18 protein-coding genes and 1 riboswitch are annotated in these 19599 nt (G+C 68.8%); of the genes, 7 read left to right on the plus strand and 11 right to left on the minus strand.

The window, feature by feature from the left end; translation table 11 throughout:
* Nucleotides 1–330: 330 nt before the first annotated feature.
* From LJB74_RS01135 to LJB74_RS01145, 3 genes are all read right to left on the minus strand, one after another.
* Complete coding sequence (locus LJB74_RS01135) at nucleotides 331–1539, minus strand: ThiF family adenylyltransferase (protein ID WP_259306806.1); 1209 nt, start codon at nucleotides 1537–1539, stop codon at nucleotides 331–333.
* A gap of 177 nt (nucleotides 1540–1716) precedes the next feature.
* Nucleotides 1717–2043, minus strand: a complete 327-nt coding sequence (locus tag LJB74_RS01140) for a DUF2249 domain-containing protein (protein WP_259306807.1) — start codon at nucleotides 2041–2043, stop codon at nucleotides 1717–1719.
* A 656-nt stretch (nucleotides 2044–2699) separates the two neighbouring features.
* Nucleotides 2700–4916 (minus strand): MMPL family transporter, encoded by a 2217-nt coding sequence (locus LJB74_RS01145; protein ID WP_259306808.1) that lies wholly within the window; start codon nucleotides 4914–4916, stop codon nucleotides 2700–2702.
* 183 nt (nucleotides 4917–5099) lie between these two features.
* Here LJB74_RS01145 and LJB74_RS01150 point away from each other — a divergent pair, with 183 nt between their 5' ends.
* Complete coding sequence (locus tag LJB74_RS01150; RefSeq protein ID WP_259306809.1) at nucleotides 5100–5651, plus strand: TetR/AcrR family transcriptional regulator; 552 nt, start codon at nucleotides 5100–5102, stop codon at nucleotides 5649–5651.
* A gap of 418 nt (nucleotides 5652–6069) precedes the next feature.
* Nucleotides 6070–6822, plus strand: a complete 753-nt coding sequence (locus tag LJB74_RS01160; RefSeq protein ID WP_259306810.1) for a YwiC-like family protein — start codon at nucleotides 6070–6072, stop codon at nucleotides 6820–6822.
* 336 nt (nucleotides 6823–7158) lie between these two features.
* Here LJB74_RS01160 and LJB74_RS01165 read toward each other — a convergent pair whose 3' ends face one another.
* From LJB74_RS01165 to LJB74_RS01180, 4 genes are all read right to left on the minus strand, one after another.
* On the minus strand, nucleotides 7159–8517 hold the full coding sequence (locus LJB74_RS01165) for an NAD(P)/FAD-dependent oxidoreductase (RefSeq protein ID WP_259306811.1): 1359 nt from the start codon (nucleotides 8515–8517) through the stop codon (nucleotides 7159–7161).
* 247 nt (nucleotides 8518–8764) lie between these two features.
* Nucleotides 8765–10693, minus strand: coding sequence for a cation-translocating P-type ATPase (locus LJB74_RS01170; protein WP_259306812.1), 1929 nt, complete (start codon nucleotides 10691–10693; stop codon nucleotides 8765–8767).
* Nucleotides 10694–10996: 303 nt separating this feature from the next.
* On the minus strand, nucleotides 10997–11236 hold the full coding sequence (locus LJB74_RS01175) for a heavy-metal-associated domain-containing protein (RefSeq protein WP_259306813.1): 240 nt from the start codon (nucleotides 11234–11236) through the stop codon (nucleotides 10997–10999).
* Nucleotides 11237–11406: 170 nt separating this feature from the next.
* On the minus strand, nucleotides 11407–12093 hold the full coding sequence (locus LJB74_RS01180; RefSeq protein ID WP_259310246.1) for a Crp/Fnr family transcriptional regulator: 687 nt from the start codon (nucleotides 12091–12093) through the stop codon (nucleotides 11407–11409).
* Nucleotides 12094–12766: 673 nt separating this feature from the next.
* Between LJB74_RS01180 and LJB74_RS01185 the strand changes: the two genes are divergently transcribed.
* Entirely contained in the window at nucleotides 12767–13822 is a 1056-nt protein-coding gene (locus LJB74_RS01185; RefSeq protein WP_259306814.1) for a zinc-dependent alcohol dehydrogenase family protein, read from the plus strand.
* 26 nt (nucleotides 13823–13848) lie between these two features.
* Here LJB74_RS01185 and LJB74_RS01190 read toward each other — a convergent pair whose 3' ends face one another.
* A complete protein-coding gene (locus LJB74_RS01190; protein WP_259306815.1) occupies nucleotides 13849–13971 on the minus strand; it encodes a hypothetical protein in 123 nt (40 codons plus the stop codon).
* A gap of 360 nt (nucleotides 13972–14331) precedes the next feature.
* Nucleotides 14332–14616 (minus strand): hypothetical protein, encoded by a 285-nt coding sequence (locus LJB74_RS01195; RefSeq protein WP_259306816.1) that lies wholly within the window; start codon nucleotides 14614–14616, stop codon nucleotides 14332–14334.
* A 552-nt stretch (nucleotides 14617–15168) separates the two neighbouring features.
* Between LJB74_RS01195 and LJB74_RS01200 the strand changes: the two genes are divergently transcribed.
* The 3 genes from LJB74_RS01200 (at nucleotide 15169) to LJB74_RS01210 (ending at nucleotide 17348) form a co-directional block, all read left to right on the plus strand.
* Nucleotides 15169–15762 (plus strand): WYL domain-containing protein, encoded by a 594-nt coding sequence (locus tag LJB74_RS01200; protein WP_259310247.1) that lies wholly within the window; start codon nucleotides 15169–15171, stop codon nucleotides 15760–15762.
* Nucleotides 15763–15810: 48 nt separating this feature from the next.
* A complete protein-coding gene (locus LJB74_RS01205) occupies nucleotides 15811–16011 on the plus strand; it encodes a hypothetical protein (protein WP_259306817.1) in 201 nt (66 codons plus the stop codon).
* A 182-nt stretch (nucleotides 16012–16193) separates the two neighbouring features.
* Nucleotides 16194–17348, plus strand: coding sequence for a cytochrome P450 (locus LJB74_RS01210; RefSeq protein WP_259306818.1), 1155 nt, complete (start codon nucleotides 16194–16196; stop codon nucleotides 17346–17348).
* 144 nt (nucleotides 17349–17492) lie between these two features.
* On the opposite strand, the gene LJB74_RS01215 is transcribed toward LJB74_RS01210, so the two are convergent.
* Nucleotides 17493–17825: a cupin gene (locus LJB74_RS01215; RefSeq protein WP_259306819.1), complete on the minus strand. Its 333-nt coding sequence runs from the start codon at nucleotides 17823–17825 to the stop codon at nucleotides 17493–17495.
* 233 nt (nucleotides 17826–18058) lie between these two features.
* On the opposite strand from LJB74_RS01215, the gene heR reads away from it, so the two are divergent.
* A complete protein-coding gene (gene heR / locus LJB74_RS01220; protein ID WP_259306820.1) occupies nucleotides 18059–18856 on the plus strand; it encodes a heliorhodopsin HeR in 798 nt (265 codons plus the stop codon).
* 308 nt (nucleotides 18857–19164) lie between these two features.
* Here heR and LJB74_RS01230 read toward each other — a convergent pair whose 3' ends face one another.
* Nucleotides 19165–19425 carry a hypothetical protein gene (locus LJB74_RS01230; protein ID WP_259306821.1) on the minus strand — a complete coding sequence of 87 codons (261 nt, stop codon included), beginning with the start codon at nucleotides 19423–19425 and terminating at the stop codon, nucleotides 19165–19167.
* A 17-nt stretch (nucleotides 19426–19442) separates the two neighbouring features.
* Nucleotides 19443–19503: riboswitch (guanidine-III (ykkC-III) riboswitch) on the minus strand.
* Nucleotides 19504–19599 lie beyond the last annotated feature (96 nt).

A 19599-nucleotide genomic window follows, 5' to 3' on the forward strand; every position in this document is an offset into this window, starting at 1 on the left:
CCGATCTCGCGAGCAGCTGCGGGTCGAGCCGCCGAGGTGCCCGTGTCCGCAAGCGCGGCCGTCGGGTCGACCGACGCCCGAGCAGCGTCTCGTCTCGACGTTACTACAACACTTTCCGTAAATACTGCTGCGGGCGCATCAGTGCATGTGGCACGCGCCACGTTCCCGAGTCAGATCGATGCCGCGCACGTTCCGCCTCACGCCGTCGCCGGAGCGCGAGTGACGCCATGGCCGCACGCCCCGGCCGAGGTGCCCTGACGCCGACCATCCAGGACCGCCGCGGGGGCACGAGATGTGCCCGACGTGGCGAGATCGACGAGCGGTGGGCGATCAGTACCGTGGAAGTTCGGGGGCGACGCGGTCGACCCACGCCAGGATCCCGCCATCGAGGTGGCTGACGTTGGTGTAGCCGGTGGCGAGGAGCGCCCGCGCCGCCTGCTCCGAGCGAGCTCCGCTGCGGCAGTAGAGCACGACAGGCAGTTCGGTCGGGATGTCCCCGAGCGCGCTCCCGTCCAGGATCGCGCCGAGAGGAACCCCGTGCGCTCCGGGGATCGTGACGATCGACCGCTCAGCGGGCTGGCGCACATCGACGAGAGCGAAGTCCTCGAGACCACTCGCTCGCCGCTCCAGGCGTTCGTGGAGCTCGTGCGGGGTGCACGTCTCGACGCGCCAGCCGGCAGAACGGGCGTCGCCGGTCTCGCACGAGTCGTCGATGTCGACCTCGGCGGGTGCGGGCGTCGGGCGCGAGTCGTGTGCGACCAACGGAATCGCGGTCCAGCGTCCATCGAGGCCGTCCAGGACGAGGACCTGCCCGAGGAGCACGCGCCCTGCCCCCGTGATGAGCTTGACGGCCTCTGCCGCCATCACCGAGCCGACCTGTCCGCACAAGGCTCCGAGCACTCCGCCTTCGGCGCACGAGGGCACGCTTCCGGCGGGCGGGGGTGCGGGAAAAAGGTCGCGCAGCTGCACGGCGCGGGCGCCGCTGCCCTGCGGCGGGCGCCCCCAGAAGACCGCGACCTGGGCATCGAACTGGAACATGGATCCCCAGACGAGAGGCACGCCAAGACGAACGCAGGCGTCGTTGACCAGGTAGCGCGTCGGGAAGTTGTCGGTGCCGTCGATCACCAGGTCGTATCCGGCGAGCACGTCGTCGACGTTCGCCGCCGTCAGCCGCACAGGGTGCAGCGTGACGTCGACGCTCGGGTCGAGCCGGTGGACGGCGTCACGGGCGCTGTCGACCTTGAGCCGGTCGACGTCGTCCGTGCCGTGGATCACCTGGCGCTGCAGGTTCGACAGGTCCACCTGGTCGTCGTCGACGATCCCGAGGTGTCCGACTCCCGCGGCGGCAAGGTAGAGCAGCACCGGCGAGCCGAGACCGCCGGCGCCCACCACGCACACCCTGGCGTTCCGAAGACGGCGTTGACCCGTCTCACCGATCTGTGGCAGGAGCAGGTGACGGGAGTAGCGGTGGATCTCGTCGCGCGTCAGCGGAGGGCCGATCTCGACCAACGGTGCCAGGGAGGTCGTCGTCAGGACCATCGCGCCATGCTATCCGGGGAGCCGGTGTCCACCGGATCCGACCGGGGGCCCGGGACGTATCGCACCGCACGCGCACGTCGAGCCGCGCCGTGCCTGCAGATCAGGCCACCGAGCAGCGGCGAGCCGCCCGTCCGAGGCCTTGGCACGAGGCACGTGATCGCGCTCGGCTCAGTGCGGTCAGACCGCGAGGACGGTACGTGTCAACCGGACGTGGCACTCACTGGGCTCCTCGGCGAGGTACTGGATCGCGAGCGCGCCGTTCGCGTCAGCATCCAGCTCCGCGAGCAGCGGCATCGGTCGGTGCGGTGCGACGAGCACGAGGCTGCCGCCCACAGGGATCGCGGAGAACGCGCCTCGGACAGCAGCGTGACGGACGGCGTGCGGGATCGTCCGCACATCGAGGACGATGTCGCTGTCGTCGTGCTCACAACCGCACACGTGCCCATCGGCCGCACCCGCAGTGGCCGTCGCGCTCTGCTCGGTCTCGATCTTCTCGCCGTTCATCTGGCACTCCCCAAGTCTCGTTGCACCGCGTCGCGGGTACTCCTCGGAGTATCTACGACTCTTTCCGTAAAAACAAATGATGAGGGCCGGCGGTGGACCGAGAGTCCCGCGAGGGATGCGATGCACGCACCCTCGCCGCGGGGTCGTGCGGCTCAGCTGACGGGGCTCCGGAAGTCGCGTCAGACGGTCTCGAGCCGGGAACCTCGAAGGTCGCCTACGACGCGGGTGAGCGCGACGAGTGTTTCGCGGCTGGCGACGTCCGCACACGTGATCGAGCTGACCGACAGCCGTTCCCACCACTCTCGGCATGCTCACCGCGAAGGAGCAGAAGCCGCGCACCACGCTGCAACCACCGCCCTCCAGAAGGAAGCTGCAGTCGCAGCCAGGACAAGAACGGCACCCAGCACGTGACGCTTCACTCGGTTAGCTGAGCTGCCATCGGGTCGGCCCGCGAGCAGGGCTCGAAGATCGACGTGGGACCGGTCGGTCTTCGACACGGTTCGGCGCCGGAGGCGCCTGGGCCGGTCGAAGCGCTGCCCGTTGCTCACGGCGGAGTGCTCAGCCAGGACCAGCGGGGGTGCCGCCGGGCAGGTTGCTCGTTGTGGTCGACGACCCGTTGGTGGATCCGTGCCCGCGTCGGGGTGCTGGGCACGACGTCACCGGCTCGCGGACGTGCCGGTCGGGTCGAGCTCAGCCTCGAATGGGTCCAGCTGCGGCGGCTCGACATGGATCTGGGGAAGCAGCCTGTCGAGCCACCGGGGAACCCACCAGGCCCGCCGCCCGGCGATCGCCATCGCGGCAGGGACGAGGACGAGCCGGACCAGGGTGGCGTCGATGGCGATCGCGACGGCCAGGCCGAAGCCGAACAGGTTGACGACCCGCTGGTCGTTGAGCAGGAAGCTGGCGAAGACCACCACCATGACGGAAGCGGCGGCAGTGATCACCCGGGCGGTAGCGGCGATCCCGTTGGCGACCGCCGGTCCGGCGTCGTCGGTGCGCTGGTACTCCTCGCGTACCCGACTGAGCAGGAACACCTCGTAGTCCATGGACAACCCGAACAGCACAGCAAAGAGCATCATGGGCGCAAACGACTCGATCGGCCCCGGCCGAACGCCGAGCGGTCCGGACAACCAGCCCCACTGAAACACCGCGACGACTACGCCGTACGCGGCACCGACCGACAGCAGGTTCATCAGTGCGGCCTTGACCGGGATGAAGACCGAGCGGAACTCGACCAGCAGGAGCAGGACGCCCAGCCCGATCACCAGTGCGATGAACCACGGCAGTCGCTGTCCGAGCCGGTCCGCCAGGTCGATGGCGGTAGCGGTCTGACCGCCGACGTGCGTCGCTCCCTCGGCCTGTGGCAGCACCTGGGAGCGCAGCCGGTGCACCAGGTCCTCGGTCGATCGGTCCTGGGGCGCTCCGGTAGGCACGACGGAGAGCACCGCTGCGTTGCCTGGGGCGTTCAGGGTGGCACTGGGAACCGCTGCGACGCCAGGGGTAGTGGCCAGGTCCGAGCGCAGGGCGTCAAGCCACGACTGCGTCTGCGCCCGGGAGGCTGTGGCGTCGTACTGGGCCGTGACCAGCAGCGGGCCGGTCCAGCCCGGGCCGAACTCCGAGGCCACCAGATCGTAAGAGGTTCTGGCGGTGGAGCCCACCGGGGCTGAGCCGCCATCGGCGGTGCCGAGCCGAATGGACAGCAACGGGACGGCCAGCACCAGCAGGACGACGGAGGATGCCACCAGGTACGGCCAGGGCCGTCGCTGGATGCGCCGGGTCCACCGGTGCCAGCCGCTCTCCCTCCCGGCGCCGTGGTCCAGACGCAGTGGCCGGACCCGAATCCGGTCGAGGTTCCCCCCGAACACGGCCAGGAGCGCGGGCAGCAGGGTCACCGCAGCCAGCAACGTCGCACCAACCGTGATAGCGCTGGCCAGTCCCAGTGCGGAGACGAAAGGAATCCCGATGAGGAACAGACTGAGCAGTGCCACGATGACCGTGGAACCGGCGACCAAGACCGAACGGCCCGCCGTACCCAGGGCGATCGGGATCGATTCTGCCGCGTCATGTCCGGCGAGTAGCCCTTCGCGGTGCCGGGTGACGATCAGCAGCGCGTAGTCGATCCCCACGCCGAGACCGATCATCGCCGCGACGACTGGCCCCGCAGTACCGATCGAGACCCATGCTGAGGCGATCCCGACGATGGAGATGCCCAACCCGAGAGCGAACAGTGCTGTCACCAAGGGCACCACCATCGCGAACAGCGAGCCGAACACGACAAGCAGCACGACGATCGCCGCGAGGAGCCCGACGACCTCGCTGCCACTCGGCCCGGTCTCGGTCGCCGCGGCCGGGCCGCCGTACTCCACCTGGACACCAGCATCTCGGATCCCTGTCGCGGCGGTCTCGACCGCCTGCACCGATGCTGGGGGAATGTCCTTGGCCCGCTGGGCAAACACCACCGTGATGATCGCGGTGCTGCCGTCCGCGGAGACGGCCGCACCGGGCCCGTAGGGCGACTGGACGGCGGCGACGTCCGGGCTGGTGCGGATCCTCGCCAGCGTGTCCTGCACTGCCGTCCGCACCGCCGGGTCGCCCACCCCTTGCTCGGCTCGGATCACGATCTGAAGGGGGTCCCCGGATAGTTGGGGGAACTGCGTGCGCATCGCGTCGTATGCCGCCTGGGAGTCGGTGCCCGACACGGACAGGTCGTTGACGAACGACCCGCCGACCGCGCGGTTACCCGCTATCCCGACAGCTAGCAGCAGGATCCACCCGGTGATCACGAGCCAGCGGTGCGCGACGGAGAACCTGGCTACCGCGCGCAGTGGGGACCGGTGGGTTGTCGTGCTGTCCAGGGGTTGTGCGGTACTCATCCAGTTCGCTCCCTCGAGCAACGGGCCAATGGTCGCCCTGCTATGGTCGACACGTGTCAACACAGGAGTACAACACATGTCTATCCACGCGTCTAGTACGGCGGTGGTGAGGTGATGGTGAGAACTGCGGGGCTGGGTCCGGCTTCACGATCGACGGGACAGCGACGTCAGACCAGGGACCTGGTGCTCGACGCCGCACTGCGGTTGTTCACCGAGCACGGCTACCTCGGGGTCCGGGTGGAGGACATCGCGAAGGAGGCAGGGGTATCCCGGGCCACCTTCTACAAGCACTTCACCGAGCGAGAGCAGGTGCTCGCCGAGCTGTTCGAGCGACTGCTCGGAGCAGAGGCGGGCCCCGAGCCGGTGCTCGCGTCACCCGGGTCCGGGTCGACCGAGCAGCAGGTCACCGTGCTGATCGAGGACGCCGTGCGTCGGATGGTGGGACAGGAGCAGCTCGCCCGGTTCGTGTACAGCCTCCCGGTGCGCCACAGCGCGTTGCTGCGCCCGGGTGCCCACAGTGTGCCGCCGGTGTTCGCCCACGTCAGCACCCTCCTCGAACGCGGCGTGGTGCGTGGCGAGATCCGCCACGATGTGCCCCTCCCGTTGCTCACCCGCCAGGTCCTGGATGCACTGGAGACAGCGATGCGGGACTGGGCCGAAGAGCACGTCCAGGACCCCCTTGACCACGTCCGCGTGATGCTGGGGCTCACCTTCGGCGGAGTCACGCCTCGATAGCGACTCATCGGTTCCGCTGCCGCGAGAGAAGCGGCGACTGGCGCTGATTGCCGCCCCAGGCCAGCCCGCCCACGAGCTGAGCAGGGCCCTGCCAAGACCAATCGTCGTCGGGGACGGGTGGACGCCCCGGGCCGCGGCGCGCCCTCGGTGTTCGCCGGCCACTGGGGCGGTGGAGTGGGCGGCGCAGTACCGGACCGTTGACCGACCGATCCTCAAGGCCCGCGAGGTCGTCGCGTCATTGCCCGCGACGACGCGTGAGCGGCGGATTGTGGCGTTGCGGTTCACCCGAAGGCGGGGCCCGTACTGAGTCGGTTACCACCTCGGGTCGCCACGCTCGACCGTCGGGCACCGTTAACATCGAGCGGTGCCCCCTGCCAACCTCGCGAAACCTCGCCGGCGACGTCTCGGTGCTGGTTGGGTGCCTAACCAGCACGGGGCCTGGGCGATGCTCGTCGTGCCGTTCGCCGTCGGCGCGCTCGACGCGGGTCCGAGCTGGCGGCACGTGCCGCTGCTGCTGACGTGGCTGGCCGGCTACTTCGCGTTCTTCGCCACCGGTCTTTGGCTCCGGTCGCGGCGCAAGGCGCGCTACTGGCCACCGGTGCGCGCCTACGCGGTGCTGACCGCAGCCCTGGGTCTGATCGTCGTGGTGATCGAACCCGACCTGCTGCGCTGGGCCGTCGTCTTCGCGCCGCTGGCAACCGTCAGCCTGTGGTGCTCCTGGCGACGCGCGGACCGCTCGCTGCTCAACGATGCCGTGACCGTGCTGGCCGCGTGTCTCATGACGGTGGTGGTCGCCGCGGTCGGGACCCACGGCGGGGCGAGGAGCACACCGGGCCTCCCGGGACTGACGTGGCTGCCCGGGGCCGACCAGGTGCGCCCGTGGGTGCTCACCGCGCTGCTCCTGGCGTACTTCGCGGGCACCGTGCTCTACGTCAAGACGATGATCCGCGACCGCGGTGACCGTCGTCGCTACATCCTGTCGGTGGCCTACCACGTCGTGGTCTGCCTACCGGCCGCGGCCGTGAACCCCTGGCTCGGGCTCCTGTTCGTCGCGCTCGCCCTGAGGTCCGCCGTCGTGCCCAAGCGGTGGCCTGGCCTCACCCCGGCAGCACTCGGCGCCGGCGAGATCGTCGCGAGCATCACCCTGGGCGCACTTCTTCTGCTCACCTGAACCTCGAACCACCGATCAACTGCCCGCCACTTCACCCAGGCGTGCGCGGTTCTACGCCACGGCCTGTGCGGACACAGCGGCATAGACCGCCGGATCATGGCGGGACGCAACCGAAACGACGACCTCGTCCAGCCCCACGTAGACGGCACGCCCGGCACATCCTCGGGCCGAATGCCACGCCACACCACCTGACCCAACGCCCGATCGACCCCACGCCGCGACGAATGAACCAGGCTGACCGGTCACGGTGACCAGGCCCTTCGTACCCCAGTCGGCCGCAGACCGGTCCCGGTGCCCTTTCCTTGTCGACAGCGCCGGCCCCGACTCTGGACTTCGCTACCTGCGGGGGAACCGTACTCGGTCGGGGCGACCGGACTGGGCGGGCGTCAGCGTGTCGAGGGCGCGGCGCGCCACTACCTGCTGACGGGTGATGGCACGCTCCGCGCGCCCACCGCCGACGAAGCTGATCGTCCAGTGCAGCAGCGTGGTGACGCGCTGCTTGAAACCGATCAGGTAGAGAAGGTGGATCACCAGCCACATCAGCCAGGCGATGAATCCGGAGAACCGGAACCGGCCAACGCTCGCCACAGCGGCGAACCGCGAGATCGTCGCCATGCTGCCCTTGTCGACGTACTTGAACGGCAAGTGCACGTCCCGGCCGGCAGCCCGAGCCGCGATGATCTTGGCTACGTGCTTGCCCGATTGCATGGCCACCTGCGCTACACCGGGTACGCCCGCATCCATCATGTCGCCAATGACGAAGACTTCAGGGAAACTCGGCAGTGAGCAGTCATCCTCGACGGGCACGCGGCCCAGTCGGTCAACGTCCAGACCGGCCTGGTTGGCGAGGTGTTTGGCCAGTGGAGAGGCGGCAACGCCGGCCGCCCACACCTTGGTGCGGCTCTCGATGCGCCGGACACTGCCGTCAGGGTCCTTGATCTCGATGCCGTGTTCGTCGATGTGAACGACCATCGCGCCAAGCTGGACGTCGACCCCAAGCTGCTTCAGCCTCTTGGTGGCCTTAGCTGCGAGGCGGTCGCCGAACGTGGCGAGCACCGTTGAGGCGCCGTCGAGCAGCACGACCCGTGCCTGTTCAGGGTCGATTCGGCGGTAGTCCTCGCGCAACGTGCGGTGGGCGAGTTCGGCGATCTGCCCGGCCATCTCCACCCCGGTCGGGCCCGCGCCGACCACGACGAAGGTCAGCCACGGCTCCACAGCGTCGGGCTCGGTCTCGATCTCGGCGAACTCGAACGCGCTGAGGATACGGCCGCGCAACTCGAGCGCATCGTCAATCGATTTCAGGCCGGGTGCGTGCTCGGCGAAGTAGTTGTTGCCAAAGTATGACTGAGTAGAGCCGGCGGCCACGATCAGGCTGTCGTAGGGATCGTTCAGCGTTCCACTCGGAGTCCAAGACGTCACAGTCTTGGATTTTATGTCGATGTCGATCACCTCACCGAGGTGCACCTCGGCATTGATTTGACCACGGAGGATCTCCCGTGTCGGCGGGGCAATCGAACCTTCGGAGAGGATTCCGGTGGCCACTTGGTAGAGCAGCGGTTGGAACAGGTGATGGTTGGTCTTCGCGATAATCGTGACATCCACCGGTGCATCCTTCAACGCCTTGGTTGCGAAGAGGCCACCGAAACCCGATCCGATGACCACCACACGGTGGCGTTGCTTCATGCTCTCATTCATGGCCATCGCCCTCGATTCAGATTGTTCATCTCACCCGTCCGGGTTACTCGCCTTCCACGTTATGAGCACTCTGGCGGGACCAGTATGGCGCGTATCAATCGACTAAATAGACGGCTCTGCCGAACTACATTCGGGGGTCCTCCTACTTGTCGCGCTGAGTCCTGACGAAACCCCATCACCGCAGGCCAGATGGACATTCTTTTGTCACGGCACGCTCAGACGAACACATCCACCGGCGTATCCAGGCTCAGGCGTGCTGGGCAAGGGCTGGGACTCGGGTAGGTGCCCGGGTGGGTGTTGCCCGCATGTCGGGACTGCATTTTCGGCGCAGTAGGCGCATGGCGTTGACAATGACGACCAGGACGGAAATCTCGTGGGCGAGCATCCCAATGGCCATCGTGACGCCACCCAGGAGCACACCGAGCAGGAGCATGGAAACGGTGGTCAGGGCGATGGCGATGTTCTGGCGCATGTTGGCCACCGTGCTTTTGGCCAGGGCGATGGCCTCGGGGAGCTTGAGCAGGTTGTCCCCCATCAGGGCGATGTCTGAGGTCTCCACGGCCACGGCCGATCCGGCTGCGCCCATCGCCACGCCGATGTGTGCGGCGGCCAGGGCGGGTGCATCGTTGACGCCGTCACCGACCATTGCCACGATGTGGCCTTGTCGCTGGAGCTCCTGAACGACGAGGAGTTTGTCCTCGGGGAGCAGCCCGGCGTGGACCTCGTCGACCCCGACGGCCGCACCGATGGCCTTCGCGACAAGCGGGGTGTCGCCGGTGAGCATGATGACCTTTCTCACCCCGGCCCAGTGCAGTTCGGCGACCATCTGGGCGGCGTCCTCGCGCACCTCGTCCGCCACGGCGACCACGCCGGCAACCATGTCATCGACGGCCACGATCATCGAGGTACGCCCGGCCGCGGCCAGTCGTTCGACGGCGCCCGCGGCGTCCACGGTGTCCGCGACGCCATACTGCTCGAGCAGGGTCAGGTTGCCGACCAGGACCAGGTGGCCGTAGGTGGTGGCAGCAATGCCCTTGCCGGGGACGGGCGCCGTGTGCTCGGGAAGCCCGACAGTAGTCAGTTTCTGCGCGGCAGCAGCGGTCAGGATCGGACGGGCCAGCGGGTGTTCGGAGCCTGCCTCGGCCCGGGCGGCCCAGGTGAGGACCTGGGCCCGGTCCACCCTCGGGTCGAGCACGACGACATCGGTCAGGTGCGGACGTCCTGTGGTCAGGGTGCCGGTCTTGTCTACCGCCACCGCGGTGATCCTCGCCGAGGTCTCCAGGAACTCCCCACCCTTGATCAGGATGCCGTCCTTGGCGGCTCGGCCGATACCGGCCACGATCGAGACCGGGATGGAGATGACCAACGCCCCGGGACAACCGATGACCAGCAGGGTCAGTGCCAGGACCACGTCGCCACTGATCAGGCCGACGGCCAGAGCCAGGACCATGATGGCCGGGGTGTACCAGGAGGAGAACCGGTCCATGAACTGCTGGGTCCTGGCCTTGGCGTCTTGGGCCTCCTCTACGCGACGGATGATCCTGGCCAGGGTCGTGTCCGCCCCGACACCGGTGGCCTTTGCCTGCAGGAACCCGCCCTTGGAGACGGTTCCGGCGAAGACCCTGTCCCCTGCACTTTTCTCGACCGGCATCGACTCGCCCGTAATGGATGCCTCGTCCAGCGCACCGGTGCCCGCAATGACCTCGCCGTCGACGGGAACCTTGGCCCCGTTTTTTACGAGCACTGTCTCGCCCATAACGACACTTGCCGCGGGGACCTCGACCTGCTCGCCCTCTCGCATGACCACCGCAACATTCGGGGCGATGGAAACCAGCTCCGCCAGAGCCGACCGGGTCCTATTCAGGGTGGCCACCTCCAGGTCGCGGCCGAGACCGAACAGGAATGTGACCGCCGCACCCTCCCAGTACTGGCCGATGATCAGCGCGCCGATGACGGCCACACTCACCAGCAGGTCGATGCCGATCACCCTCAACCTCAGCGCCCGGGCAGCGGTGATCACGATCGGGGTACCAGTCGCCGCCGCCGCCACCATGAAGACGTTGCCTACCTCGTCCGCGCCGAACGCCTTGGCCACGACGAATGAGGCGATGATCAGCGGCCCGGAGACCATCGGGATCGTCCAGCGAACTGCCCCCCACCTGTGCAGCTTGCCCATTTCCGAGTCCCTCCTCAACGTTCCTCAACCCAACTTCTGGGGCGTTGATGAGGACGCTACGAGGGTCAGTCGGTCCTCACCATGACACGCATCAATCGACGGAACAACAGTCTTGGAGGCCCTGACGACGGCACTGCCGTCGACTCGCTCAGAGATGCCCGCCGAGGGGCGGTTCCGTTCACTCGCGCGACGGTTCCGGCCAGCGCAGGGCGGCGCAGTGGCAGACCGTCGAGGCGTGCTCCGCCGCTGGGGTCAGGAGGCCACGGCGATGGCGCTTGTCGTACAGCCACAATCGGTGAACCGTCAGAGGGCGGCCGGGCGCGTGGTGTAGCCGGCCTTGGCGACCGCCGCGACCAGCGCGTCGACGCTGGCCAGGGTCGGGTCGTGGTCGATCTCGATGCGGGCGGAGGCGAACCGCACCTTCACGGTGGCCACACCGTCAAGGCGTCCGACCTGCTTCTCGATCTTCGCGGCGCAGGACGGGCAGGAGAAGCCCTCGGCGCGCAGGATCGTGCGAGTGGTGGTGGCAGCGGTGGTGCTCACGGTATTTGTCCCTTCAGGTCATGCCTCACCCCTCCTGGGGTGACAGCTTCGACGCTAAACGGGCCGCGACACGGGAACCATGATCTGCATCAATCAACCGCGGCACGGGCTCTCGGACGAACCTGGCCCGCTACAAAGGCAGTTCGACTCGCGCTGGCCCGTCGTGGCCTTCAGCCGTCCCTCTCGGCGGTGGCCGCGAGGCGATCGCGGTCGAGCACCGCTGTCCAGCGGCGCCCGGAGTCGATGATGCCCGCTTTCCGCAGCCGGCTCATGACCCGAGATACCGACTCCTCGGTGGAGCCGACCATGCCCGCCAGGTCGGCCCGGGACAGGGGCAGCTGGAGCAGGGTGCCGCGGTTGCCGGAACGCTCTTGACCGAGTTTGTCGACCAGGCGCAGCAGCGCGGCTGCCACGCGTTGGGTGACGGTACCCGTGGATTGTCGGCCGATGTCGGAGCGGGCTTGGGCGAGTCGGCCGGCGACGTCGTCGAGCACCCGCAGCGCCACCTGAGGGTGCTCGACGAGGATCTCGCGGAAGGACTGCGCGGCGATCCTCAGCGCGCATGTGGTGGTCAGCGCCCACGCCGTCTCGGGGTAGACCGGTTGACCGAGCATGCTCAGCGCCCCGAAGAGGTCCCCAGGGGTGAGCAGGTCGACGACGACTTCCTGTCCGCTGGGCGTGGGCTGGGAGAGCTTGGCGCGGCCTGCGGCCAGGACGTAGAGGTGGTCGGCCGACTCACCCGCGGTGAACAGCGGGTCTCCCGCTGCCCAGGAAAGGGAGACCATGCGCTTGTCGATCCCCTCGAGCTCGTGTGGGGACAGGCCTGAGAAGAAGGGGACTGCTCCCAGCACCTGCATTCGCACGGGTCGAGAACAGGGATGAGGTCGGGCACAGGTGGTGGCCAGTGGGACTCTGCGCCGACCCGGTGGTGGGCTGGCCGGCGCCGGTGCGACTGGCTGCGCGTGGGCCTGGGGTGAGCTGCTCATCTTTCCTCCGGTTGCGGCCTGGATCGGTCACCGAGATGACCTACCCGCCGCGGCGTGGCGGTCGCACAGCGCTTCGGAAGCATGACCGTGCGTGGACCAGGCTCAGGCAGGCGCAGGAGACACCAGGGGTACGTCAGCATGGTCCTCGTCGGACCACACTCCGGTCCAGTGGCGTCGAACCTCGCTGTAGGTCGGCGGTCCCCCTGAATGGGCCGCGGCACACCGCTCACGCTCCTCAACCGAAGATCGGGGCACCCCGGGTGGGCACGACGGGATCCCCGCACGTGTTCCGCGCACGGGCCTGCAGGCCGGTCTCCGACACCATGTGCTGAGCACTCGTCGACGTGAGCGCCGGCGTGCTCGCCGGTCCTGACACCCGCTCGCTGGCGACCCACGCTGACTGCGCGCACGGTCTGCGGCGGCTGGGACCTTCGGCCCAGGTATCAGGACCTTCGACCCATTGTCACGGAAATTGCCGGGCGTAGACCGGAGGGCACGGGCGGACAACGCTGTTGGCCCACGCGACAGGATTCCGGGAGAACTCATGAAGGCGCTTGTCTACCACGGTCCGGGCAGCATGAGCTGGGATGAGGTCCCCGACCCCGTCCTGATCCATCCGACCGACGCGATCGTGCAGGTTGACACCACCACGATCTGCGGGACCGACCTGCACATCCTCAAGGGCGACGTCCCTGCTGTCACGCCCGGAAGGATCCTCGGCCACGAGGCCGTGGGAACGGTGCTCGAGGTCGGTGGGTCGGTCACCAACGTGGCTGTCGGTGACCGGGTCATCGTGTCCTGCATCAGCTCGTGCGGCACGTGCAGCTACTGCCGCAGCGGCAACCCGTCGCACTGCCTCGCTGACGAGGGCGCCTCAGGGATCGGGTGGATCCTGGGGCATCTGATCGACGGGACGCAGGCCGAGAAGGTCCGCATCCCGTTCGCGGACACCTCGCTCTACACCCTTCCCGACGGCGTCCCCGATGCTGCGGCGATCCTGCTGTCCGACATCCTCCCGACAGGCTTCGAGATCGGCGTCCAGTACGGGCGGGTCAAGCCCGGGGACACGGTTGCCGTCGTCGGTGCCGGACCGGTGGGGCTTGCGGCCATGGCCACGGCGGGGCTCTACGGCGCCGCCCAGATCATCGCGATCGACCTGGACCCGAGCCGCCTCGAGCTGGCGAGACAGGTCGGGGCCACGCACGGGGTCAACTCGGGTGACGCGGACTGGAAGGAGCAGGTCCTCGCCCTGACGGACGGGTACGGGGTCGACGTGGCGATCGAGGCCGTCGGCGTCCCTGTCACGTTCGACATGTGCACCCGGCTCGTCCGACCCGGTGGCTCGATCGCGAACGTCGGCGTGCACGGCCGGTCGGTCGAGGTCGAGCTGGACCGGCTGTGGATCCAGAACATCACGATCAGCATGGGCCTGGTGAACACGACCACACTCGGCATGCTGCTCAAGCTCGTGGTTCAGGGCAAGCTGCCGGTCGAGACGTTCGTCACGCATCGCTTCGGGCTCGACGACATGATGTCGGCGTACGAGACGTTCGGGAACGCGGCGCAGACCAAGGCACTGAAGGTCCTCCTCAGCCGCTGATCGGCTGCGCGTCCCCGGCCCGGCGGTCACGGACCGGGGACGCGCCACGCCGTCGGGCCGACTCCCGCACCAGGAGCGCGGTCGTCGAACGCGTCGAGGAACTCGGCCGTGATGACGGCGCGCCTGATCGTGCCGCCTGGGGTGTCCATGGCCCGGTGGTCGTCGCGACCCCGAGGTCGGCACGCGACCTCGGGGCTGCGGCACCTTGGCGAGGATGGCGAAGACGATCGTGGCGGCAGGGATGACGATCACCACGAGTGCGGCGGTGCCGATCGCGAACCCGTAGGCGACCCCTGTCCAGCCCGGCGTGACACGGCCCGCCGGGGTCCCGACGTTCGGCAGGCGGTCACGAGCCCACGTCCGGGCGGTGAGACCCCCCGGCAGGAGGTGGCGCGACCGCAGGCCTGGGTCCGTGACCTCGAGGACGGTTCACTCGCCTCGCCGTGGGAACAGTCGGTGGCGGGCTGCTGGTGGTCCTCGGCCCACGTGAGCGCCTCACGCGGAGCCGCTCACACCTTGGCCAGCAGAGCCGCCAGCTGCTGGGGCGCTGTGAGCATCGGCCAGTGTCCGGCCTCGAGCTCGAGCCACGTCCAGTCGGCGGCGAGCAGGTCGGTGAGCATCGGGTTGCCGGGCTCGGACCGTGCGAGAGCCAGGATCTGCCACGCGTCGCGGCAGCCAATGCCGACCCGCCGGTGGCGGCGCTCGTTCCCGCTGTAGGTCACCGGCTGCGTGTACGAGGCGAAAGGGTGCGGCGTGGCGAACCGCTGCAGGCGTTCCCAGGTGTCGTCGTCCATGTCGCCGGCCGCGCCTGGCAGTGCGTCGCGAGCAGGAAGTGGCAGTTTCCAGCCGTCGTTGACCTGCGCACGCATCGCTGCCCGGGCTTCCGGCGGCGCGGAGTCGATCGTCGAGAAGCCCCTGGCAGTGCAGCCATGTCGACATAGACCACGGTGCCGGCAAGCTCCGGCGCCCGATCCGCTGCGGCCGCGACCACCGTGCCGGCGTAGCCGTGCCCGACCAGGACGATGTCCGTCGCCTCCGCGAAGCGCAGGGCCTGGACGACGTCCGTCACGTGGGTGTCCAGATCGGCGCCTGGCCCGCCCAGGTGCGACCTGTCGGCGAGCCCGGTCAGGCTGACCGCGTGCACAGCGTGGCCTCCGTCCGCGCGCAGCCGCTCTTCGACGGTGCGCCACGCCCATCTACGGCGAACGGCGCACCGGGGGCGGCTATCGGCTCGTGGCCGTACCCCCTGCCATGCGCGACGCGGCGACCCACGCGGAGCAGCGCTTCCACCTCGACCCCGACAGCTGGGCGAACGGTGACGATCCCACCGCCCCGCACTTCGCAAGATCGCAGCGACCGTGCGGGACGACCGCCGGCTCCGCATCGAGTACCGGCGCCCGGACCGGTCGCCGTCGACCAGCGACATCGATCCCCTTGGACTGGTGCACAAGACCGGGACCTGGTACCTCGTGGCAGCTCGGGGCACCACCCGACGCGTGTTCCGCGTCGACCGGGTCATCACCGCGACCACTCTCGACGCCCCGGCCCAGCGCCCCGCCGGTTTCGAGCTCACGACGTTCTGGCAGGACTGGAAGCAGTCCTACGTGCGGACCCTGCCGACGTTCGAGGCCCATGCCCGACTCGGCCCGACCGCGATGCGGTTCCGCAACCGGATCGGACCATTGGCGCCGCGAGAGGTCACCGACAAGCGCGTCGACGACGACTGGACCGAGCTGCGGTTGACGTTCGACGACACGCACGTCGCCACCGCCGCGCTGCTCGCACTCTCCCCGGAGGTCGAGGTGCTCGGCCCGCCACGCCTCCGTACCTCCATCGCAACCGCTGACCACGAGAGCCTTCCTCAGACCCGGGGCGAGAGACAAGCCCCTGCTGGGACTACTCGACAGACCCCACGCGAAGCGCCTCGGGAAGGCCGGTGACCGCAGGGAGGTCGGTCTGCGCAGCCTCGAGACGGTGTCGACGACGCGATGGGCGAGTCGTTCAACGGCGCCCTCGAGCACGAGACCCTCGCCGGCACTCACGGCTGGACCGACGTCGCCCACGCCCGCAGAGCCATGCTCGCGGGGATCACCAGCCAGAGTCCCCGCCGCCACTGCCCCTGCGACCGACTCAGCCCCGCGACCTACGAGAACGCCCGCGACGCAGCTACGCTGGCGACCGCCGCGTGAAACCCACCGCGTGTCCACGGTCGGGGGTCAAGCCCCGTTTTCCCAGAACATGTCCATACCGAGCAAGGACGAGCCGACCCAGTACACAGCGCGTGGGTACGTCACTGTCTGCGACCACGGTCGCAGACAGGCGGGAAGCGGGAGCCGTGGACACCGTGCGGCGGTGACGATCAAGGAGAGCGATGACCGAGACCCATCCGTCCGACTGGGACCCGCGATCCTCGGCAGTGCTCGAGAACCAGATCGCCGCCTACGACCAGCTGCGCGGACGCTGCCCGGTCGCCCACAGCGAGTTCCTCGGCTGGTCGGTCCTTCAGCACGCCGACGTCGTGCAGGCCCTCGAAGATCCACAGACGTTCAGCAACGCCGTGCCGCACAGACTGACGGTCCCCAACGGGATGGACCCGCCTGAGCACACCGAGTTCAGGCGCGTCAACGACCGGTACTTCACCCCGGACCTCATGGATGCCTTCGCGCCGTCCTGCCGACGGATCGCCGCAGACCTCGTCGACGACCTGCCGCGTGACGTTCCGACCGACCTCATGCCTGCGCTCGCGGAGGTCTTCGCACTCCGGGTGCAGAGCGCTTTCCTCGGATGGCCGACCGAGCTCGAGGAGCCGCTTCGGCGCTGGACGGCCAAGAATCGTGCGGCCACGCTCGCGCAGGATCGGCAGGCGATGGCCGCGATCGCAGTCGAGTTCGACGGCTTCATCCGTGACCTCCTCGCCGCGCGCCGCCAGGCGGGCGACGCCGCGCCGGACGACCTGACCACCCGCCTGCTCGGCGAACGGGTCTGGGACCGCGCGATGGCCGACGACGAGCTCGTCAGCCTCCTGCGCAACTGGACCGTGGGTGAGCTGAGCACGATCTCGGCGGGCATCGGGATCCTGGCGCACTACCTGGCGGTACACCCCACGACCCAACAGCTGCTCCGCGACGACGCCGCGTTGATCGGCGCGGCCAACGAGGAGATCCTGCGCATCCACGCGCCGCTGATCGCCAACCGTCGCGTGACGACGCAGCAGGTCGAGGTCGGCGGTCAGCTCATCGGCGCCGGCGAGCGGGTCACCGTGCTCTGGGCGTCAGCCAACCGCGATGAGGCCGTCTTCGGCGACCCCGACGAGTTCCGGCTCGACCGCGACCCGGCTGACAACCTCCTGTACGGCCGGGGCATCCACGTGTGCCCCGGCGCCCCGCTGGCCCGCCTCGAGCTTCGGGTCCTCGTCGAGGAGCTGCTGGCGCGCACCACGGAGCTCGCACCGGCAACGGACGTCGCACCGGTGCGCGCCCACTACCCCGGAAGCGGCTTCGCGACACTCCCCCTCGTGCTGCACTGACCGCTGTCCCCGTGCCGACGGCTTGCGCGGGGCGTGAGCTACAGCCGATCACGGCGAGCACCACGACAGCGCCTGTCCTCGAGGCGTCGTCCACCGGGCGTCGTCAGCCCAGCGGTCGTGGGGCACACCCGCGGGCCGCATTGCTCACATCTGGCCATCCACCAGGCCGGTGACTGTGGTGAGCAGGAAGGCGCTGTCCTCCAGCGCGAGAACGGCATGCCGTTGATGCGTGAGCACGGACAGCTCACCTGTGGCGAGCACCGGCTCGTCAAACCCGGTCACCCGCACGCGGCCTTGGATCACGTAGAGGCTCGCCGCCGGAGGCGAGGCGTGCTCGCCGAGCTCGGTCCCCGCTCGCAGCGCGATCACAGACTGGCGGAGGACTCCATCGTGCACGACGAGCTTTGCGCTGCGTCCGTTCTCGGCGGCCCGCGCGGCGTCAAGCTGGGCAGCGGCCAAGGCGTTGAGGTCGTCCATCTGGATCTCCTTGCGTAGAGGGCTCGCCCCGCACCACCAGACAAGGCGAACGTCGTCCGTGAATCTTCGCATCCGAAGCGCGAGTCCGCGCCGCCGCTTTGACCGTGCCCCTGAATGGCACACACGTCGAGGAACTTGCGACGATCGACAGCAAACAGGGCCCCCTCCCATCGATCGGCGCGACAGAACGAGTGAAACCTAGTTCACTTGTATCGCTTCTGAAGGAGGCGCCGATGTCCTCGCCGACCCAGGCTGCGCCGCTGCCCGTCGTACCCGTCTCCGGCAGTCGTGCCCGCTCGCTGCGCCGGGCCAACCTGCTGGCGGCCTTGGTGCATGCAGCGAGCGCCGCAGCGGTTCTGGCGCTGGCCAACGGGTTCACGCTGCCTGTGACGGGGACCTACCTGGTCGGGCCGCCCGGCTCGGCCGGTCAGACCGTCACCGTGCTCGACCTGCCGGTGGCCGGTGCCGTGGCAGGGTTCCTGCTGCTCTCGGCCCTGTTCCACCTGCTGGTCAGCGCACCGGGCACGTTCGAGCGCTACCTCGACGGGTTGGCCCGCCAGCGCAACGTCTTCCGGTGGGTCGAGTACTCGCTGTCGAGCTCGCTGATGATCGTCGTGATCGCCCAGCTGTGCGGGATCACGGACATCGCGGCCCTGCTGGCCATCGCCGGTGTGAACGCGTCGATGATCCTGTTCGGCTGGCTGCAGGAGACCTACCACCAACCCGGGGACGGTGGGTGGCTGCCGTTCGTCTTCGGGTGCATCGCCGGGGTGATCCCCTGGGCGGCGATCGTCATCTACGTCGCCGCACCCGGGTCGACGTCCGCCGCGCAGCCACCGGGGTTCGTCTACGCCATCATCGTGTCGCTGTTCGTGTTCTTCAACGTCTTCGCGCTGGTGCAGTGGCTGCAGTACCGCCCGGTCCGACGGTTCGCGAACTACCTGGTCGGCGAGCGCGCCTACATCGTGCTGAGCTTCCTGGCCAAGTCCGCCCTGGCCTGGCAGGTCTTCGCCGGCACCCTGGCGGCATGAGCGCACACCGCCCCTGTGGAGGCGACCGAGCGGGACGTCCGCGGGCGACGGCGGCGCACGCGTGTGCCGGATAGCGGGCGAGGCTGATGATGGCAGGCGTGCGGGCCGGCCAAGCGGTTCGTGTGCCACCTCGCGCGCCCTTGTGCCGTGCTGTGCCCTCGGCGCCGCAGCGGCGGAACCACGGGTTGTCCCGCACCAGGCTGCACGCCAGGTGCAAGGCCAGGACCACACGGACGGGTTCGAGTCGTTGGCGGACGACCTGCAGACCGAGCAGCGCCAGCGCGTCGCCCTCGGTTGCGATGAGCCGCTTACGGCTGGTGCGACGACGATCGCGTTCTGCTTCCCCGCAAGAGCGCGGCCAACCCCGCCGCGGAGACGATCGCCCAGACACCCTCGAGGAGCAAGAAGCCCCACTGCTGCTCGATCACGGCCTCGACTGACAGCACCGAAGAGCCAAGAAGATTCAACACCAGGTAGACAGTCGACTTCTGATTCAGCCAGCCTCGCTGGGCAGCCGCGAAGGCGACCAGAACCGCGAGTGATCCGACGATCTGCACTGCCTGTCCCATGACGACTCAGCTCCTTGGGAGCGTCGTCTTAGCAGACCGGGTACGGCGCACATCTCGTCCGGGGTCGCGCGGCACCATCTGGGACGACCTGGACCGATAATCTCACACCCTCCGAGCACGAGGCCGTCCGGAGTCGCTGTCGTTCGCAGGTGCGGCTCGTGGTCGGTGTGCCGG

This window comes from Cellulomonas sp. P24, assembly GCF_024704385.1.
Taxonomy (GTDB): Bacteria; Actinomycetota; Actinomycetes; order Actinomycetales; family Cellulomonadaceae; genus JAJDFX01.

Excerpts from the sequence above, each read along its gene's own strand:
- LJB74_RS01205 (WP_259306817.1), top strand. The coding sequence starts at position 15,811 with ATGGGCGAGTCGTTCAACGGCGCCCTCGAGCACGAGACCCTCGCCGGC.
- LJB74_RS01140 (WP_259306807.1), bottom strand. The coding sequence starts at position 2,043 with ATGAACGGCGAGAAGATCGAGACCGAGCAGAGCGCGACGGCCACTGCG.
- LJB74_RS01195 (WP_259306816.1), bottom strand. The coding sequence starts at position 14,616 with ATGGACGACGACACCTGGGAACGCCTGCAGCGGTTCGCCACGCCGCAC.
- LJB74_RS01210 (WP_259306818.1), top strand. The coding sequence starts at position 16,194 with ATGACCGAGACCCATCCGTCCGACTGGGACCCGCGATCCTCGGCAGTG.
- LJB74_RS01180 (WP_259310246.1), bottom strand. The coding sequence starts at position 12,093 with ATGCAGGTGCTGGGAGCAGTCCCCTTCTTCTCAGGCCTGTCCCCACAC.
- LJB74_RS01215 (WP_259306819.1), bottom strand. The coding sequence starts at position 17,825 with ATGGACGACCTCAACGCCTTGGCCGCTGCCCAGCTTGACGCCGCGCGG.
- LJB74_RS01230 (WP_259306821.1), bottom strand. The coding sequence starts at position 19,425 with ATGGGACAGGCAGTGCAGATCGTCGGATCACTCGCGGTTCTGGTCGCC.
- LJB74_RS01165 (WP_259306811.1), bottom strand. The coding sequence starts at position 8,517 with ATGAATGAGAGCATGAAGCAACGCCACCGTGTGGTGGTCATCGGATCG.
- LJB74_RS01170 (WP_259306812.1), bottom strand. The coding sequence starts at position 10,693 with ATGGGCAAGCTGCACAGGTGGGGGGCAGTTCGCTGGACGATCCCGATG.
- LJB74_RS01145 (WP_259306808.1), bottom strand. The coding sequence starts at position 4,916 with ATGAGTACCGCACAACCCCTGGACAGCACGACAACCCACCGGTCCCCA.
- heR (WP_259306820.1), top strand. The coding sequence starts at position 18,059 with ATGTCCTCGCCGACCCAGGCTGCGCCGCTGCCCGTCGTACCCGTCTCC.
- LJB74_RS01190 (WP_259306815.1), bottom strand. The coding sequence starts at position 13,971 with ATGGACACCCCAGGCGGCACGATCAGGCGCGCCGTCATCACGGCCGAG.
- LJB74_RS01185 (WP_259306814.1), top strand. The coding sequence starts at position 12,767 with ATGAAGGCGCTTGTCTACCACGGTCCGGGCAGCATGAGCTGGGATGAG.
- LJB74_RS01135 (WP_259306806.1), bottom strand. The coding sequence starts at position 1,539 with ATGGTCCTGACGACGACCTCCCTGGCACCGTTGGTCGAGATCGGCCCT.